A 12,753-nucleotide genomic window follows, 5' to 3' on the forward strand; every position below is an offset into this window, starting at 1 on the left:
GCGATCTTTTGATCCTGATCTTTAAAATCAAAATCAAAAGATCGCAGCGTGCCGCAGCTCCTACAGAGATATCGGCGTTACGACAACGGTGGCGTGCGTGGCGGGATCATTCGCTTGCTGCCCGTCGATTCAAATGCCGCCGCCAGCCGCAACAGGCTCGAATCGTCGTAGGCACGACCGGCGAAGGTCAGGCCGACCGGCATGCCGATATCGGCCATCACGCCCATGGGCACGGTGACGGTCGGTACGCCGAGGTGGCGAATGGCGAGGTTGCCGTTGGCGACCCAGATGCCGTTGCTCCAGGCGATGTCGGCTGATGCCGGGTTGACGTCCGCATCTGCCGGGCCGACGTCGGCGACGGTCGGGAACAGCACGGCGTCTAGGCCGAGTTTGTCCATCCAGTCTTCGAGGTCGATGCGTCGGGTCTGTTCGAGGCCGCGCAGGCCATCGGGCACGGTGGAGATTTCATTCCACGGCGTGATGCCGCGCTCGGCCATGCGCACGTATTCGTCCATGCCGGCAACGAGATCGCCCTCACGGTTGGGCAGGGTGCCCGGTTCGTGCGGGAAGATTTTCGGCCCGTCGACGTCCACCAGACGATTGAGTTTCGGATCCCCGTTGGCTTGCAGGAAGTCGTCAAACGCCCACGCGGTCAGATCCCACAGTTCGTGGTGGAGGAACTCTTTCGACACCAGTCCACGGGTGAACACGGTCGGCGCACCGGGACGGTCGCCTTCACAGTTGGAGACCAGCGGGAAGTCGGTTTCGATGACTTCGGCGCCCGCTGCTTCGAGGGCCTGACGCGCCTGTTTCCAAAGGTCGATTACCGAAGCGCGGGTGTTGATGCGCTGGCCGGTCGGGCCGCCGATACCCGGTGCTTCGCTGGTGCCAGCCTCAGGGTCGGCGTTGATGAACATGCGCGGTACGGCGAAGCGCTTGCCGGCCAGTGCTTTGGCGTCGGCGGCCAGTTCGGCGTAAGCGGCGGGGCGCACGGAGCTGACGCTCGGAATCGGCACCCAGGGTTGCAGACGCCATAGATCGCCACGGGTGTCCGGGTCTTCGGCGACAACGATGTCGAGCACTTCCAGCAGATCGGCCATGGTACGGGCGTAGGGCACCACAACGTCCATGGTCGGGGTCAACGGCCAGTTGCCGCGCACCGAGATCACCCCGCGCGAAGGCGTGTAGGCGCACAAACCATTGTTCGAGGCCGGGCCACGACCGCTCGACCAGGTTTCTTCAGCCAGACCAAATGCGGCGAAACTGGCGGCAGTGGCGGTGCCGGCGCCATTGGACGAACCAGAAGCGAATGGAGCAGTGAGGTAATCGGCGTTATACGGGCTCTCGGCGCGGCCATAAACCCCGCGCTGCATCCCGCCATTGGCCATCGGCGGCATGTTGGTCTTGCCCAGGCAAATCGCCCCGGCACCACGCAGGCGCTCGATGGTGAAGGCGTCGCGATAGGCGACCAGATCGACGAAGGCCGGGCTGCCAGACGCCGCCGTCAGGCCTTTGACCAGATAACTGTCCTTGGCGGTGTAAGGAATGCCATCGAGCGGGCTGAGCGTTTCGCCTTTGGCGCGGCGGGCGTCGGAGGCTTGCGCTTCGTTCAGCGCTTCGGGATTGCGCACCACAACAGCGTTCAGCGCAGTCGGGGTGTCGGCGCCATCGTAGGCATCAATGCGGGCCAGATAGCCCTGCACCAATTCAACCGAGGTGGTCTGGCCGGATTCAAGCGCAGCGCGCAGTTGAGCAATGGAAACTTCGGTGACTTCGATCATGCGGTCACCGCCGTTTGCAGGGGGGCGGCTTTTTTCTTGAAAGGGGTGTTCATATCGGTTCTCGTTGCACGGCTTTACGCGACAAGGTTAAGACTGGCGCCTATTTAACACCATGCTGCGCGCGGAGTAATCGTGAACATAGCGGTTATTCGACTGGCGACGGAGGCTTCTCCGATTCGAGAGGCGCATGGACGATACAGGCGTGGCGTCCTGGAATTGATCTGTCACGGCCGTTGGCCGAGGTCGAGGAAGGGAAGGAACAGTGAGGCCTGCGGCGAGGTAGCACCCGCCGCAGGTTCACTGTCTTACTCGTTAATCCGCGGATGCTGCTGCACCAGATTCTTGCGCTTGGCCTCCAACTCGGCGATCTCAGCGTCGATGTCTTCGATCTTCTGCTCGATGTTGTCGTGATGTTCCTGCAGCAGCTCCTTCGCTTCCTCAAGATCGGAAGCCGCCGGAGCCGCGCCGCGCAGTGGTTTGTTCGCGGTTTCTTTCATGGTCACGCCAGTGACCAGGCCGACCACGGCAATCACCATCAGGTAATACGCCGGCATGTACAGGTCATTGGTGCTTTCCACCAGCCAGGCCACGACGGTCGGGGTCAGACCCGCAATCAACACCGAAACGTTGAATGCCGCTGCCAGTGCGCTGTAGCGAATGTGGGTGGGGAACATCGCCGGCAGGGTCGAGGCCATCACGCCGATGAAGAAGTTCAGCAGCACCGCCAGCATCAGCAGGCCGGCGAAGATCAGGCCGATCTTGCCGCTGTTGATCAGCATGAATGCCGGAATGGCCAGGATGAACAGGCCGATACTGCCGACGACGATGAAAGGCTTGCGGCCGATCTTGTCGCTGACAAAGCCAATCAGCGGCTGCACAAACAACATGCCGACCATGATCGCGATGATGATCAGCACGCCACGGTTTTCGCTGTAGTGCAGGTTGTGCGACAGGTAACTCGGCATGTAGGTGAGCAGCATGTAGTAGGTGACGTTGGTCACGGCCACCACGCCAATGCAAGTCATCAGGCTGCGCCAGTGTTTGGTGGCGACTTCCTTGAACGACACTTTCGGGCCGCCGGCCAGACCTTCGCGGTCGCCTTGTTCGAGTTGTTCCACGTGCTGCTGGAAAGCCGGGGTTTCTTCGAGGGCGTGACGCAGATACAGGCCGATCATGCCCAGCGGCAGGGCGAGGAAGAACGGCAGACGCCAGCCCCATTCCTCGAACTTGGCTTCGCCCAGCGTCGTGGAAATCAGCACCACGACACCGGCACCCAGCACGAAACCGGCAATCGAGCCGAAGTCCAGCCAGCTACCGAGAAACCCGCGTTTGCGGTCGGGTGCATATTCGGCGACGAAGATCGAGGCGCCGGTGTATTCGCCACCGACCGAGAAGCCTTGGGCCATTTTCGCCAGCAACAACAGGATCGGCGCCCAGATGCCAATCGAGGCATAGGACGGAATCAAACCGATGGCGAAGGTGCTCAGCGACATGATGACGATGGTCGCGGCGAGGACTTTCTGCCGCCCGTATTTGTCACCCAATGCACCGAAGAACAGTCCGCCCAAAGGCCGGATCAGGAAGGGCACGGAGAACGTCGCCAATGCGGCGATCATTTGCGTGCCGGGATCTGCACCGGGGAAAAACACCTTGCCGAGGACATAGGCCACAAAGCCGTAGACCCCAAAGTCGAACCATTCCATGGCATTGCCGAGCGCCGCCGCCGTGATGGCTTTGCGCATCTTCGCGTCGTCGACGATGGTGATGTCTTTCAGGCCGATCGGTTTGACGCTGTTTTTACGTGATTTCATCCGGGTTTTCTCTGTTGCTGATCCATTTGCCGCTTCGATGCCATCTCTTTGATGGCGCGTGCTCTTTGGCTCAGATACATGCGGACACGAAATAATTCACCGCTAACTGCTTTTTTCCCTGCCGGAACTGCCGGAACTGCCGAAAAAAACAAAACCCGCCGTCCCGATTGAACGGGGCGACGGGTTTTTTTCATGTCTGAATACAGGTGGTGACTGTGACGCCGCCTTCGCGAGCAGGCTCGCTCCCACCGTTGACCGCGCTCCAATGTGGGAGCGAGCCTGCTCGCGAAGGGGCCGGAGTTGACACCGAAAAGCTCAGCCCCTGTTCACCGCATCGAGGTCAGCCCGGCAACTCCAGATTATCCAGCACCCGATTTACCGCCAGTTCCCCTAGCATGATCAGTTGCGCAATGCCCTGCAGCGTCCTGCGCTGCGATGCGGGTACGAGATGGGCAAAGTCATTGGCGATGGTTCTTGCCGAAGCCAGAGTTCCGCAGGCATCGGCCAGCAACTCCTCGTTTTTGAAGTCCGCGGTCACGGCGTACATCCTGCGGGTTTTACGTGGAGGCGGCGTTGACCCCGGAGGGCAGAGGTAGTGATCGAGTGCGCGGTCTGCGGCTTCGTTGAGCTTTTTCGAATCGAGGGATTCGTAGGGGGAGGTGGGATCGGTTTCGGGCGGGTTAGGTGTTGGTTTGATCATGGGTAAAGCCTCTAGAGTAGTGAAGCTGCCACCGTTCGCTGCTAACGAAGGAGGTGGCGGCTGTACGCGGGTTAGCAGACCAGGACTCTAGAACCCGGCGCACCGAAGTGCCCCACGCAAAGCCGCCATAACGGCAACGGACTTTGTGCGTCTAGAGAAAACCCGGGCTGCTAAACCCGATCACTGAGAAATCAGCGACGGCTCAACAATAGGCCCCACCCCCAAGGCGCACAAGCCGGCGGATTCTGGCGTAGCTGTAGGCAATTACGCAAGGTTGTGTAGCCTCGGACGCGTGTCTGAAGGTGTCTTTTAAACGTCGCTGTTTAAGGCTGCGATCTTTTGATCTCGCCTTGCGAAAACAACAAAACCCGCCGTCCCGATTTAACTGGGCGGCGGGTTTTTTTCATGTCTGAAGACAGGCGGGACTGTGTGGTCGCCTTCGCGACCAGGCTCGCTCCCACATTGGAGCGCGGTCAACGGTGGGAGCGAGCCTGCTCGCGAAGGGGCCGGAGTTGACACCGAAAAGCTCAGCCCCTGTTCACCACATCGAGGTCAGCCCGGCAACTCCAGATTATCCAGCACCCGATTCACCGCCAGCTCTCCCAACATGATCAGTTGCGCAATGCCCTGCAACGTCCTGCGCTGCGACGCGGGTACGAGATGAGCGAAGTCATTGGCGATGGTTCTTGCCGAAGCCAGAGTTCCGCAGGCATCGGCCAGCAATTCCTCGTTTTTGAAGTCCGCGGTCACGGCGTACATCCTGCGGGTTTTACGTGGAGGCGGCGTGGATCCAGGTGGGCAGAGATAGTGATCGAGGGCGCGGTCTGCGGCTTCGTTGAGCTTTTTCGAATCGAGGGATTCGTAGGGGGAAGTGGGGTCGGTTTCGGGCGGGTTAGGTGTTGGTTTGATCATGGTGAAGCTCCTTGAGAAAAATGGAGCCGTCAGCTATCGCTGCTAAACGAAGAGGTGGCGGCTGTACGCGGGTTAGCAGACCAGGCTCAAGGATCCCGGCGCACCGAAGTGCCCCACGCAAAGCCGCCATAACGTAGCGGAACCTGCGTGCCTTGAGAATTGCCGGGCTGCTAAACCCGATCACTGAGAAATCAGCGACGGCTCAACAATAGGCCCCACCCCCAAGGCGCACAAGCCGGCGGATTCTGGCGTAGCTGTAGGCAATTACGCAAGGTCGTGTAGCCTCGGACGCGTGTCTGAAGGTGTCTTTTAAACGCGGCTGTTTAGATCAAAAGATCGCAGCCTTCGGCAGCTCCTACATAGGCCGGTGTAGGAGCTGCCGAAGGCTGCGATCTTTTGATCTGTCTTCTGAAACAACGCCTAATTCGTCAGCGAAACGACGATGTCCAGCGCACAGATCGGCAGGTAAATCAGGGTAATGGTCGTATAAGTCTCGCGTGATTTCGCCGCGAAGGCGCAGAGCGGAAGAATGATCATCAACACATCCAACACCCCCCACAGCGCAATCGGTGAGGCTTGAAACAGAAAGACATTGACGATCAGCCCGAGCAACAGATAAGTCGACAACGAGAGCAGGGCGTAGCGACCATCCTGCTCGAAATAGACCCGCAGGCCGTTCTGCTCATCCTCACTGCGGCTCGGCAGCAACAGCGCCGACGAGACAAACAACGACAGCGCCAATACCACCAGTAACAAAAACTCCGCGAACGAAAATGTCGACTTGATCTGCGGCAGCGAATTGACCGCCCACCAAAAGTCCAGTTGGGTGGCGAACAACGTAATGGCCCAGACCAACGCCACCCAATCCGGCGCGGCCGCCCGGCGGATGCGGAATACCGTCAACGCGCCAAGCAGCAGCCGAGTGACGGACAGCCCCAGAATCATCGAGAGCACCGTTGCAACGATAGGGAAGTTGCTCATCATCAGTCGTGGCCCGTGTTATGCAGATAGCTGCACATCACGGTAGACGAGAAAACGGGCGCACTAACGCCGAATCGCCACATACGATTGCCCCAGGTCGCTGGCCCAACCCTCCAGCACCATTTTCACGTCATCGGCCGTCAGCACCTGTTTGTCGTTCTCCAGCGGCATGCCGGTGCCCTTGCGCACGACCTCTGCGACGACTTCCCCGGTCGAGCCGTCCTCGAACGACACTTCCGTGAAAATTTCACTGTCCTGATCGCGGATCCCGACGGCAGTGCTTACCCCGGCCGCGACCAGCGTGACCGGCAGCCATTCATAAAATCGCAAGCCTTGGGTGCTGGCACTGACCCGGGTGATAGCCGGCCTGACGATCAGCGTATTCGGGCCGGGTAATGACACCAGTTGCAGCACCTTGCCCAATTCGTGCCTGAGGGCCGCATCGTAATAGTCAGTCACACCGGAGAGCGTGCTCATTGGAATCCGGTCAGTCGGCTCTACGCTGGGGTAAAACTGACTCGGCGCCAGATAGGCCTGGGTGTAACGACCTCTGGCCAATGCCGGACTGACCCAGACCATTACATCCTGTCCCGACGGCGACTTGCGCTCCTTCAATACGCTGTAGTCGTGCAGAAACCCGGTATGTTCGACCTTTTGGCTGCTGCAAGCCGACAGGCTCAGGGATGCCGTACACAACACCGTCATCAGGCAATGGCTTCTCATCAATGGGATTCCTTGTGCTTTGGCGGGGTGTCTTGCGAACACTCGATGTGCAACTGGCCGTGGCTCATGATCCAGTGGATGAGCTCGGCGGTCGGAATCGAATGGGCATACTCCACCCATTGCGCGTTGGCCGGGCTGTACTGTTCGAAATAGCGGCGCAGGACAATGCGGCTCTGATCGCTGGCCAGCCCCAGGCAGAACTCCTGAAAGAGGATCGGCGTATCCTCCGTGGGCGCCGTGGTGCGTTGGCTTAGGATCAACGGATACTTGGCGTTATGGCCGTCGGCGGTGTAGCGGCTATGTAAAACCTTCATGAAAAGCCCCCTGAGTTGGAATGCGTGCAGGGTGCCCCAGGGATTTTGCCGGACGATGTCCGGTTGATGTCCGTGGTGAAGGAATGTTGCTCGATTGAAATAAATGACCTGAGCGTCGGAATGGTTTTAGATGCGCTCTTTTCTGGTCTGAGGAGCCTGTGACCGTGAGCAGACTGCTGTTCGTTGACGACGACGTGGAAATTCTCGCCCTGCTGAAGAAGTTCTTCGTCCAGCACGCCTACGAAGTCGACGTCGCTGCCGATGGCGAGGCGATGTGGGCGGCAATCGCGCGGCAGCGCCCGGACACGATCATTCTTGACGTAATGATGCCCGGTGAAGGTGGCCTGAGCCTGTGCCAGAAAGTCCGGGCGCAGATGGGCATTCCGATCATCATGCTGACGGCGATGGCCGAGCTGAGTGATCGCATTGTCGGTCTGGAACTCGGCGCGGACGACTACCTGACCAAACCGTTCGCCCCTCAGGAATTACTGGCCCGCGTGCGCGCCTTGCAGCGGCGTGCCGGTGACCAGAAGACGCCGCTCGAACCGTCAAGGCCGGTGATCGCCTTCGCCGGTTGGCATCTGGATATCACCTGCCGCGAATTGCGCTCCCCGGAAAACGTGATGATCCCGTTGTCCGGCGGCGAGTTCGATTTGCTGGTGGTGTTTCTGGATCATCCGCAGCGCATCCTTACCCGTGAGCAACTGATCGACTTGACCCACGGCCAGGGTCACGACGCTTTTGATCGCAGCATCGACGTGCAGGTCAGCCGGTTGCGGCGCAAGATTGAGCCGGACTGCAAGCGACCGGACCTGATCAGAACCGTGCGCAACGGCGGCTATATGTTCAGCGCCAAGGTCAGTCGCTGATGATTCGCCGGATGCTGCGCCGCGACACCCTGAGTCGGCGGATCGCCCTGACCATCGTCGCGGCGATGCTCGCCTCGCTGGCGCTCAATGCCCTGTTTGTGCAGGTCGCGGGTATTTGGGCTCGTCCGCCCATCGAACGCACCGGCCTGCTGGAACAGATTGCCGCGACCAGCAAAGTCATCGAGGCGGCGCCGGCCAATTTGCGCCCGCAACTCGCAGCGGCGGCGACCAGTCCCGCGCTTCAGGTGGCGTGGAGCGCGCAACGCAGCGACCTCGGATTACCCGCGGTCGGCACGCAGGTCGAAGCGAGCAGGGTGCCGGCGCTGCATCAGTTGCTGGGCGATGATCGCAACATTCAAGCGTTCAATCCGCACGACTGGCCAGAGGACAGCCCGCAGGCACGCTATGCCGCACTGGTGCAGTTGCATGACGGCAGCTGGTTGGCATTCTCACCGCCCGAGCGTTCCTGGGGCCTGGACATCGGCACGCGGATCGCAGTGATCATTGCTCTGGGTTTGATCGCCACTGTGCTGGTCGCCTGGATTGCCACACGCCAACTGGCCAAACCATTGCAACGGTTTGCCAACGCCGCGAAACGCTTTGGCGGGGATTTACGCGCACCACCGATCAATGTCGAAGGCCCCGAGGAAATACGCCAGGCCATCGTCGCGTTCAACACCATGCAGGCGCAGATTCAGCATTTCATCGGCGAGCGCACGCACATGCTGGCGTCCATTTCCCACGACCTGCGCGCGCCGCTGACACGGATGCGTCTGCGCAGTGAGTTCATGGAGGACCTTGATCATCAGGGCAAACTGATTCGCGACATCGAAGAGATGCAATCGATGATCAACGCTGCGTTGGCGTTTTTCCGCGAAGACACGCACCGCGAGCAAACTACCGCGTTCGACCTGTCCGAGCTGCTGCAAACCATCGTTGACGACTACCGCGACCAACACATCGTTGTCGACTTCAACGGCCCCGCGCATCTGGTGTACAGAGGTCGCCCGCTGGGTATCAAGCGGGTGATCGTCAACTTGCTGGAAAACGCGGTGAAGTATGCACACAACCCGCGCGTCGCCTTGAGCCGCACTGATTACTCGATACGCATCGAAGTCAACGATGAGGGGCCGGGTATTCCTGAAGAGGCGCTGGAGCAAGTGTTCGACCCGTTTTTCCGCCTCGAAGCCTCACGCAACCGCGACACCGGCGGGGTCGGCCTCGGACTGTCGGCGGCGCGGGCCATCGTGCGCGAGCAGGGCGGCGAGTTGACGCTGAGTAATCGCGAGGGGACAGGGCTGGTGGCAAGGGTGGAACTACCCTTTATCCGTTAGGCGGGGGTTGTCGGCATGAAATTAACGCTGTAGATTTTCATGAAATTATAAAAAGATAATTTCATGAGGCCGTGAATGTTTCAGCAATCCCAGCGCCATGTCGACAGTTACTACGCCCACAGTTGCGCCGATATTCTTAGCCATCGACCCGCGCTGGAAGGGCAACACGACACCGACGTAGTGATCATCGGCGCCGGCTTCAGCGGGCTGCACACCGCGTTGCGCCTGGCGTTGGCCGGCAAGCGCGTGACGCTGCTGGAAGCCAGTCGCGTGGCGTGGGCCGCTTCTGGGCGTAATGGTGGGCAAGCGATTCTGGGTTGGTCTTGTGACATGCCGCCGCTGGAAGCCGCGCTGGGTCATGAGCGGGCAAAGCGGCTGTGGGACGGCATGCGTTGGGCGGCCCGGGAATTGCGTGAATTGCCCGGACGCCATGGCTTCGACTGCGATTATCGATCGGGGCATTTATGGACGTCGGTGATGCCGCGTCGCGTGAGCCTGTTGACCGAGTGGCAACATGAGGCCAGCCATAAGTGGGGCCACGATGCATTGCAATTCATCCCACGCGAAGAGCTGCCGCAATGGGTGGCCAGCGAGCGTTATCAGGCTGGTCTCTATGACCCGGAAGGCGCGCACCTTAACCCGTTGAAACTTGCCTTGTGTCTCGCGGCTGCCATCGAGCGGGTCGGCGGGCGTATCCATGAACAAAGCAAAGCGCTGAGTTATCAGGAGGAGGGCGCAGGTTTTCGGGTGAACACCGAGCGTGGCTCGATTAAAGCCGATGTACTGGTACTCGCCTGCAATGCCTATCTCGATGAACTCGACCCCAAACTCGCCAGTTGCATCTTGCCGGTTGGCACTTATCAAGTCGCCACCGCATCGCTCACTCTGGAGCAAGCCACCGCACTGTTGCCGAGCAACGTCTGCGTCACTGACAACCAATTCGTCCTCGATTACTTCCGTCGCACGCCGGACAACCGCTTGCTGTTCGGCGGCGGCTGCACTTACTTGGGTGGCATGCCCAAAGACATCACAGCGGCGACCCGGCCGTTTCTCGAGCGAGTGTTCCCGCAGCTCAAAGGTGTCGAGGTGGAGTTCGCCTGGGGCGGGCACATTGATCTGACCCTGAACCGCACGCCGGATGTTGGCGGCGAGGGCAATCGTTATTGGCTGCAGGGTTATTCGGGGCATGGCGTGCTGCCGACACTGGCAGCGGCTCGCGCGGTGTCTGACGCCATTCTCGGCGATGCGGATGAATTGGCGTTGTACCAAGGCTTGAGTAATGGCAGTTTTCCCGGCGGCAAATACCTTGCGGCGCCGCTGGAAGCCATTGGCAAGGCCTGGTATCGATTGCGCGACAGCATCTGATTTGGAACCCCTGTCATGAACAAGCAAGAAGAAATCGCCGCGCTGGCGATCCTGATCCACGACCTGCGCAAGCACAAGAAGTGGACCCTGAAGGAACTCGCCGACAAGATCGGCCGCTCGGTGGGTTTCCTCTCGCAAGTCGAGCGCGGCTTGTCGCGGCCGACGGTGGCGGACCTGACGGCAATCAGCGAAACCTTTGGCGTGCCGACCACCTATTTCTACAGCCTGCCTAAAGCCAAAGAGTTGCCGTGGGTCACCCGGCCGGACGAACGCCGCACGCTGTATTACGCCAACGGCATCACCGACATTCTGGTGTCGCCGCAGATCCGCGCCTCATTCTCCATGCTCGAAAGTCACCTTGAACCCGGCGCCAGCAGCGGCGACCGGCACCTGAGCGACAGCTCGGAGCAGGGCGGTTACGTGCTCGAAGGCGAATTGACCCTGTGGCTGGGCAATGACGAAGAACCGGCGACGCTCAAGGCCGGCGACAGCTTCCAGTTCGACAGCCACACCCGTTGCCGCTACGGCAACCTCACCGATCAGCTCACCCGCGTGCTGTGGGTCTACACCTGATAACAATAAAAGGATGAACACGATGGACGCTGTCTGCGCAGGCTTGCTGGCTGAAGTGCGTGCGTTTCGCCAACGCTACCCCGAGGTGCGTTATGTCGACCTGATCTCCCTGGACATTCCCGGGCACTTCTACGGCAAGCGCTATCCCGTGGACATGCTCGAAAAAGTCGCCGCCGGCAGCGCGCTCAAACTGCCGCAAAACTGTGTATTGCTCGGCGTGCAGGGCGGCTTGTTCAAGATTGGCGATTACTGCTTCAACGACGGCGACCCGGACGCGGTGCGCCGCTTGGTGCCTGGCACACTGAAACCAGTGACTTGGGAAGTCCAGCCGCTTGGGCAGATGCTGATCACCTCTGACGGCACGGAAAAACCAATCGAATTCGAACCCCGCGAAGTCCTCGCTCAAGTGCTGAACCGACTGGCACGCAAAGGCATTCACCCGGTCGTAGCGTTTGAACTGGAGTTCTACCTGTTCGACAAAAAACTGCGCGACGGCCTGCCGCAATTCCCCCGCGACGACCTGACCGACGACGCCGATGACCAACCGAACATGCACATCGAGCGCTTGTCACGCTTCGCGCCGGTGCTGGATGAAATGGTCGAAGCAACACGCGCTCAGGGCATCGACGCCACCGTGATCACGGCGGAATTGGGGCCGGGCCAGTTCGAAATCAATTTCGGCCACCTCGACGATGGCTTACGTGCAGCGGACTGGGCTGCTTTGTTTTGCCGCAGCACCCGTGGCGTCGCGCTTAAACACGGCTATCGTGCCAGTTTCATGGCCAAGCCGTACTTGCAGCATCCGGGCAGCGGCATGCATATGCATGTCAGCCTTTATGACGCGGCCGGCAATAATCTGTTGGCGGCGAATCAACAGCAACCACTGCGCCATGCAGTTGCGGGGTGTCTGGAACTGTTGCCGCACAGCATGCCGATCTTCGCCCCGAATCAGAATGCGATGCGGCGATTGGGCGGTACGGTGAACACCGCCACCAAAGCAAGCTGGGGCTTTGAAGATCGCGATGCGTGTTTGCGCATTCCCGAGTCGGACGAGAAGAACTTGCGCATTGAGTACCGACTGGCTGGCGCGGATGCCAATCCGTATCTGGTGTTGGCCGCGATTCTGGTGGGGTTGGAGCATGGGTTGGCTTCGGCAAAAGAACCGATCGCGCCACTGAATGAGGATCGCAACAGCGGGATAGGCTTCCCGACAGAGATGTTTGAAGCGGTGAGGGCGATGCAGCATCAACCGCAACTGCGCGAAGGGTTGGGTAGCGAGTTCGTGGATGTGTATTGCGAGAATAAACGCCAGGATCATCTGGCGTTTATGCAGGAGATCAGTGCGCGGGAGTATCGGTGGTATTTGTGATGGGGTGGCATTGGCGGGGGG

At 60.0% G+C, this 12,753-nt stretch carries 13 protein-coding genes; 5 read left to right on the plus strand and 8 right to left on the minus strand.

Going from position 1 to position 12,753, the window contains the following annotated elements:
• Window positions 1–77: 77 nt before the first annotated feature.
• From IAI51_RS18730 to IAI51_RS18765, 8 genes are all read right to left on the minus strand, one after another.
• Window positions 78–1,781 (minus strand): amidase, encoded by a 1,704-nt coding sequence (locus tag IAI51_RS18730; protein WP_187679829.1) that lies wholly within the window; start codon window positions 1,779–1,781, stop codon window positions 78–80.
• A 305-nt stretch (window positions 1,782–2,086) separates the two neighbouring features.
• The gene (proP, locus tag IAI51_RS18735) at window positions 2,087–3,592 is read right to left on the minus strand and encodes a glycine betaine/L-proline transporter ProP (protein ID WP_187679830.1); all 1,506 of its coding nucleotides are present in this window, start codon (window positions 3,590–3,592) and stop codon (window positions 2,087–2,089) included.
• On the minus strand, window positions 3,589–3,786 hold the full coding sequence (locus tag IAI51_RS18740) for a hypothetical protein (protein WP_187679831.1): 198 nt from the start codon (window positions 3,784–3,786) through the stop codon (window positions 3,589–3,591). The genes proP and IAI51_RS18740 overlap by 4 nt, the downstream gene beginning before the upstream one ends.
• A gap of 146 nt (window positions 3,787–3,932) precedes the next feature.
• Complete coding sequence (locus IAI51_RS18745) at window positions 3,933–4,292, minus strand: DUF6124 family protein (RefSeq protein ID WP_187679832.1); 360 nt, start codon at window positions 4,290–4,292, stop codon at window positions 3,933–3,935.
• A gap of 552 nt (window positions 4,293–4,844) precedes the next feature.
• On the minus strand, window positions 4,845–5,204 hold the full coding sequence (locus IAI51_RS18750; RefSeq protein ID WP_187679832.1) for a DUF6124 family protein: 360 nt from the start codon (window positions 5,202–5,204) through the stop codon (window positions 4,845–4,847).
• Window positions 5,205–5,624: 420 nt separating this feature from the next.
• A complete protein-coding gene (locus tag IAI51_RS18755) occupies window positions 5,625–6,185 on the minus strand; it encodes a hypothetical protein (protein ID WP_187679833.1) in 561 nt (186 codons plus the stop codon).
• A gap of 63 nt (window positions 6,186–6,248) precedes the next feature.
• Window positions 6,249–6,908, minus strand: coding sequence for a DUF3313 domain-containing protein (locus tag IAI51_RS18760; RefSeq protein ID WP_187679834.1), 660 nt, complete (start codon window positions 6,906–6,908; stop codon window positions 6,249–6,251).
• Window positions 6,908–7,222: a hypothetical protein gene (locus tag IAI51_RS18765; protein WP_187679835.1), complete on the minus strand. Its 315-nt coding sequence runs from the start codon at window positions 7,220–7,222 to the stop codon at window positions 6,908–6,910. The genes IAI51_RS18760 and IAI51_RS18765 overlap by 1 nt, the downstream gene beginning before the upstream one ends.
• A 164-nt stretch (window positions 7,223–7,386) precedes the next feature.
• Here IAI51_RS18765 and IAI51_RS18770 point away from each other — a divergent pair, with 164 nt between their 5' ends.
• The 5 genes from IAI51_RS18770 (at window position 7,387) to IAI51_RS18790 (ending at window position 12,732) form a co-directional block, all read left to right on the plus strand.
• On the plus strand, window positions 7,387–8,091 hold the full coding sequence (locus IAI51_RS18770) for a response regulator (protein ID WP_187679836.1): 705 nt from the start codon (window positions 7,387–7,389) through the stop codon (window positions 8,089–8,091).
• A complete protein-coding gene (locus tag IAI51_RS18775) occupies window positions 8,091–9,425 on the plus strand; it encodes an ATP-binding protein (protein WP_187679837.1) in 1,335 nt (444 codons plus the stop codon). Before IAI51_RS18770 ends, IAI51_RS18775 begins: the two co-directional genes overlap by 1 nt.
• A gap of 75 nt (window positions 9,426–9,500) precedes the next feature.
• Window positions 9,501–10,790, plus strand: a complete 1,290-nt coding sequence (locus tag IAI51_RS18780; protein ID WP_187679838.1) for an NAD(P)/FAD-dependent oxidoreductase — start codon at window positions 9,501–9,503, stop codon at window positions 10,788–10,790.
• A 15-nt stretch (window positions 10,791–10,805) separates the two neighbouring features.
• The gene (locus tag IAI51_RS18785; RefSeq protein ID WP_187679839.1) at window positions 10,806–11,363 is read left to right on the plus strand and encodes a helix-turn-helix domain-containing protein; all 558 of its coding nucleotides are present in this window, start codon (window positions 10,806–10,808) and stop codon (window positions 11,361–11,363) included.
• A 22-nt stretch (window positions 11,364–11,385) separates the two neighbouring features.
• Window positions 11,386–12,732, plus strand: a complete 1,347-nt coding sequence (locus IAI51_RS18790) for a glutamine synthetase family protein (RefSeq protein ID WP_187679840.1) — start codon at window positions 11,386–11,388, stop codon at window positions 12,730–12,732.
• The last annotated feature ends 21 nt before the right edge of the window (window positions 12,733–12,753 follow it).

It is taken from the genome of Pseudomonas sp. N40(2020) (assembly GCF_014472415.1).
GTDB lineage: Bacteria > Pseudomonadota > Gammaproteobacteria > Pseudomonadales > Pseudomonadaceae > Aquipseudomonas.

Excerpts from the sequence above, each read along its gene's own strand:
- proP (WP_187679830.1), bottom strand. The coding sequence starts at position 3,592 with ATGAAATCACGTAAAAACAGCGTCAAACCGATCGGCCTGAAAGACATC.
- IAI51_RS18775 (WP_187679837.1), top strand. The coding sequence starts at position 8,091 with ATGATTCGCCGGATGCTGCGCCGCGACACCCTGAGTCGGCGGATCGCC.
- IAI51_RS18760 (WP_187679834.1), bottom strand. The coding sequence starts at position 6,908 with ATGAGAAGCCATTGCCTGATGACGGTGTTGTGTACGGCATCCCTGAGC.
- IAI51_RS18745 (WP_187679832.1), bottom strand. The coding sequence starts at position 4,292 with ATGATCAAACCAACACCTAACCCGCCCGAAACCGATCCCACCTCCCCC.
- IAI51_RS18780 (WP_187679838.1), top strand. The coding sequence starts at position 9,501 with ATGTTTCAGCAATCCCAGCGCCATGTCGACAGTTACTACGCCCACAGT.
- IAI51_RS18740 (WP_187679831.1), bottom strand. The coding sequence starts at position 3,786 with ATGAAAAAAACCCGTCGCCCCGTTCAATCGGGACGGCGGGTTTTGTTT.
- IAI51_RS18730 (WP_187679829.1), bottom strand. The coding sequence starts at position 1,781 with ATGATCGAAGTCACCGAAGTTTCCATTGCTCAACTGCGCGCTGCGCTT.
- IAI51_RS18750 (WP_187679832.1), bottom strand. The coding sequence starts at position 5,204 with ATGATCAAACCAACACCTAACCCGCCCGAAACCGACCCCACTTCCCCC.
- IAI51_RS18785 (WP_187679839.1), top strand. The coding sequence starts at position 10,806 with ATGAACAAGCAAGAAGAAATCGCCGCGCTGGCGATCCTGATCCACGAC.
- IAI51_RS18790 (WP_187679840.1), top strand. The coding sequence starts at position 11,386 with ATGGACGCTGTCTGCGCAGGCTTGCTGGCTGAAGTGCGTGCGTTTCGC.
- IAI51_RS18755 (WP_187679833.1), bottom strand. The coding sequence starts at position 6,185 with ATGAGCAACTTCCCTATCGTTGCAACGGTGCTCTCGATGATTCTGGGG.
- IAI51_RS18765 (WP_187679835.1), bottom strand. The coding sequence starts at position 7,222 with ATGAAGGTTTTACATAGCCGCTACACCGCCGACGGCCATAACGCCAAG.